Origin of the sequence: Dietzia sp. DQ11-44 (assembly GCF_014145205.1) — a bacterium.
Taxonomy (GTDB): domain Bacteria; phylum Actinomycetota; class Actinomycetes; order Mycobacteriales; family Mycobacteriaceae; genus Dietzia; species Dietzia natronolimnaea.
In genome coordinates this window covers 1-3,693 of the sequence record NZ_JAALEC010000268.1, presented here as the reverse complement: position 1 = coordinate 3,693, position 3,693 = coordinate 1, and the positions used below count along the sequence as shown (strand labels likewise).

4 protein-coding genes are annotated in these 3,693 nt (G+C 71.0%); 1 reads left to right on the top strand and 3 read right to left on the bottom strand.

Features of this window, described 5'->3' with window-relative positions; all coding sequences use genetic code 11:
- The first annotated feature begins 155 nt into the window (after positions 1–155).
- Positions 156–1,148 (top strand): pseudouridine synthase, encoded by a 993-nt coding sequence (locus tag G6018_RS07620; protein WP_182639295.1) that lies wholly within the window; start codon positions 156–158, stop codon positions 1,146–1,148.
- Here G6018_RS07620 and G6018_RS17660 read toward each other — a convergent pair.
- The 3 genes from G6018_RS17660 to G6018_RS07600 form a co-directional block, all read right to left on the bottom strand.
- The gene (locus G6018_RS17660) at positions 1,087–2,283 is read right to left on the bottom strand and encodes an SRPBCC domain-containing protein (protein WP_347237824.1); all 1,197 of its coding nucleotides are present in this window, start codon (positions 2,281–2,283) and stop codon (positions 1,087–1,089) included. The genes G6018_RS07620 and G6018_RS17660 overlap by 62 nt on opposite strands.
- 3 nt (positions 2,284–2,286) lie before the next feature.
- Complete coding sequence (locus G6018_RS07605) at positions 2,287–2,628, bottom strand: metalloregulator ArsR/SmtB family transcription factor (protein WP_182610625.1); 342 nt, start codon at positions 2,626–2,628, stop codon at positions 2,287–2,289.
- 65 nt (positions 2,629–2,693) lie between these two features.
- Positions 2,694–3,693 (bottom strand): lipase family protein (locus G6018_RS07600; RefSeq protein ID WP_182639294.1); only part of this gene is annotated, 1,000 nt, incomplete at its 5' end.

Genomic DNA, 3,693 nt, shown 5'->3' with positions numbered 1-3,693 from the left:
GTTCCAGCTCATCACGTGGATGTCCGGTTCGGTGACCGGTCCGACGAGGGACGAGGGCTCGGGCCGCGCGGCCGGGGCGGGGCCGGGGTCGTGCGGTGCCATCGTGCGGTCCTCGAATCCGGATCGGGTGGTGGATCCCCAGTCTATTGGGGAGGATGGCGGTCGTGCCGATGCCCTCGCCCCTGCCCGTGAGGGACGGGGTCGGACCGACGCGGCTCCGCGTGCCGACGGCCGGGCCGTGGGCGTCGATCGCCGAGTACGTGGTCGAGCGGTTCGATCACCTCGACCCTGCCGATCTGCACCGCCGCTTCGCCGACGGCGATGTCGTGGGCGCCGACGCCCGCCCGGTCGGCCCCACGGCGGCCCTCGGTTCACACGAGTTCATCTGGTATCACCGCGAGGTGCCGGCGGAGGACCCGCTCCCCGTCCGCGAGGAGATCGTGCACGTCAGCGACGATCTGGTCGTGATCGACAAGCCCCACTTCCTCCCCACCACCCCGACGGGCGGGTTCCTGCGCGAGTCGGCACTCGTCCGTCTCCGCGTCCGTCTCGACAATCCCGACCTCACCCCGGTCCACCGTCTGGACCGCGCCACCGCCGGGCTGGTGATGTTCTCGGCACGCCCGTCCACACGGGGCGCCTACCAGACCCTGTTCGAACGACGAGAGGTCGCCAAGGTCTACGAGGCTGTCTCGACGCGGCCGCCGGGCTGGGATCCGAGCACGCCGGAGATCTCCGGACGCCCGGTCCCCCTCGTCCACCGCGACCACCTCGAGAGGCTGCGAGGCCACCGACGGGTCGCCGTCCGCCCCGACCTCCCGCCGAACACCGAGACCCTCGTCGACGTCCTCGGTGCCGGCAGGAGCGCGGCCGGGCGCCCGGTGCTGCACACGATCCTGCGCCCCCGGACCGGCCGGTTGCACCAGCTGCGGGTACACCTGGCGGCACTGGGGATCGCGATCCTGGGTGATCGCCGGTACCCCGACCTGCTACCGGAGATCCCGGATGATCACTCCCTGCCTCTCCAACTGCTCGCGAGGGAGTTGGCGTTCACCGACCCGCTCTCGGGTGAGCCCCGGCGCTTCATCACACGCCTGAGGTTGTCCGAGGCCCCGGTGTACGGCGACGCCAGAAGCTCAGGTGGGTGACCCCACTGGGCGAGGTGGTGGACTCGATGTGGAATCGCTCCTCGAGCCCCTCCACCCCGTCCCACAGCCGTTCCCCCCGGCCCAGGATGACGGGCACCACGACGATGTGCATCTGGTCGATCAGGTCCGCCCGGAGGAACTGGCGGATCGTGCTCGCTCCCCCGCCGATGCGGACGTCCAGGCCACCTGCCAGCTCGCGCGCGGCGTCGAGCGCCGCGGCGGGGTCGGCGTCCATGAAGTGGAACGTGGTGCCCCCGTCCAGCTCCAGCGTCGGCCTGGGGTGATGGGTCAGGACGATCACCGGGGTGTGGAAGGGCGGGGTGTCCCCCCACCAGCCACGCCACGTCTCGTCCGCCCAGGGGCCCCGGGTGGGGGAGAACTTGTTGCGGCCCATGATCTCCGCGCCGATACCCGTGTTCCACCGGCTCGCGAACGCCTCGTCGACCCCCACCGAGGCCTCACGGTCCCCGTGGAATCCCATGTCCTGGAAGGTCCGTGTCGGTAGCGCCCACTCCAACAACCGGTGCCCGGCGTGACCGAAGGGCGCCTCGAGGCACTGCCCCTCCCCCGTACCGAACCCGTCCAGCGAGACGGAGAAGTTGTGGACCCGGACCAGTTGCCTCCGCACTCCCGCTTCCCCTTGCGCGTCGGCGAGCTCGGCGACATGGGCCGCTAGGTTGGCCAGGGTCTGCTCGCCACCCTCGACGGCGTGGTACTCCTGCGCCGCGCGATCGCGGAGCTCCCTCGTCGGGAACACCGTGCGGAACTCGACACGGGTCCCCCCGCCGTCGGGTTGGAAGTCCAGGACGGACTCGAACGCCTCCGGATCCTCCGCGGACTCGCCGTGCAGTAGCGCGATCCGCTCCGGGGGGACGATCTCGCGCCAGGTGATCCACTCCTGGTAGTCGGTTCCGTCCGGGCCGTGCATGACGAAGTCCCACACGCCGCCCTCGCGGAACTCGAAGGACCGGGTGGTGGTGGTGAACCCCTCCGGTCCCCACCACCGCGCCAGGTGCTTCACCTCGGTGAACGCGCGGAACACCAGCTCTCGCGGCGCGTCGATGTACCTGGTGATGGCGATCTCGCGGTCCGCGGTCTCCGGCCCTGTCGGGTCACCCCGCCTGCTGTCCCCCATGGTCTACTCCTCCTCCTCGGCCCGCGCCATCTCGCGGACGTAGTCGTCCAACCTGTCGAAGCTCTCGTTCCAGAACCGCTCGAACCCGCCGACCCACTCGTGGACGGACCGGAGCCCGCCGGGGTCGAGGTGGTAGATGCGCTGCTTGCCCTCACGTCGGTCGCGCACCAGGCCGACCTCGCGGAGCACCCGCAGGTGCTTGGAGGCACCGGGCTGGGTGATCCCCAGTTCGAGCGCGACCTCGGTCGCCGGCCGCTCGCCATCCCGCAGCAGGACCAGGATCTCCCTGCGTTGGGGTTCGGCGATCGCGTTGAACACGTCCGAGGTCGTCGCTGCCCGTGCCATGGGCGCAATCATATTCCTATATAGGAAACTGTCAATGGGGAGCCTGTTCCCCCGCCTGCGCCGGCTCAGCAGGTGGGTGTGGGCGCCGCCCGGTTCCGGCGATCGAGGGTCCAGCTCACGAGTTGCGGGGTCAGCGGGGAGTCCGCGGCGACCAGCCCGTTGTGATCGCGGCCGGGGTAGGTCCGGTAGTCGAGCGGCTCGCCGTCCGCGCACCGGGCGTCCACCCAGTCCTGCTGCATCGCCGGCTTGACCAACGGGTCGGCCAGCCCCTGGGCGATCAGCACCGGCGCGGGCCACGGCCCGGTCGGCGAGTCCTTCAACGTCGCCCCCAGGTCGCCGTCGAGGACCGCGTCGGGGAACACCTGCTCAGGGATCTGGGTGCCCCGCACGAGGGCGGCGATCGCGTCCTTCTCGTTGAAGCACAGGTCGCCGATCCTCTCCACGCCGTGCGCGGTGCCCGGGTTGAGGTGCCCGGCCAGATCCAGCTCCGGGTAGACCTCGTTCCACGACTGCGCGATGTAGGCGGAGACCGTCTTGCCCCCCACCTCGTTTTTGCTCAGCTCGGCGAGCGTGTAGAGGTCCGTGGCGGGAGCCATCCCGGCGATGCCCAGCAGGGTCAGCTCGGGAGCGTAGTCCTGGGCGATCTGACCGGTCCACAGCGCACCGTGCCCGCCCTGCGAGTGCCCCCAGACAACGGTGTCGCTGCTCAGGGTCACCCCGTCGAGCTGCTGTGCCGCACGGGAGGCGTCGAGGACGTTGCGCGCCTCCACCTGTCCCACCAGGTACGGGTGCATCCCCGGGGTGCCCAGACCCACGTAGTCCGAGATCACCCCCGCCCACCCGTGCTCGGTCACCATCTCCGTGAGCGCGGCGCCCGCACCGTCGCAGAACGGGGTGGGGCTGAGGGACGGCGCGCAGCGCGGGACGATCCCGGTGGTCCCGTGCGCCACACTGAGCAGCGGGAGCGCGTCCGTGCCCCGGTCGGCCGGCGCGATGACCGTGCCGCTGACGGCCACCACGGTGTCGTCCGGCGCTGTGCTGGTGTAGAGGATGCGCCAGGCGTCG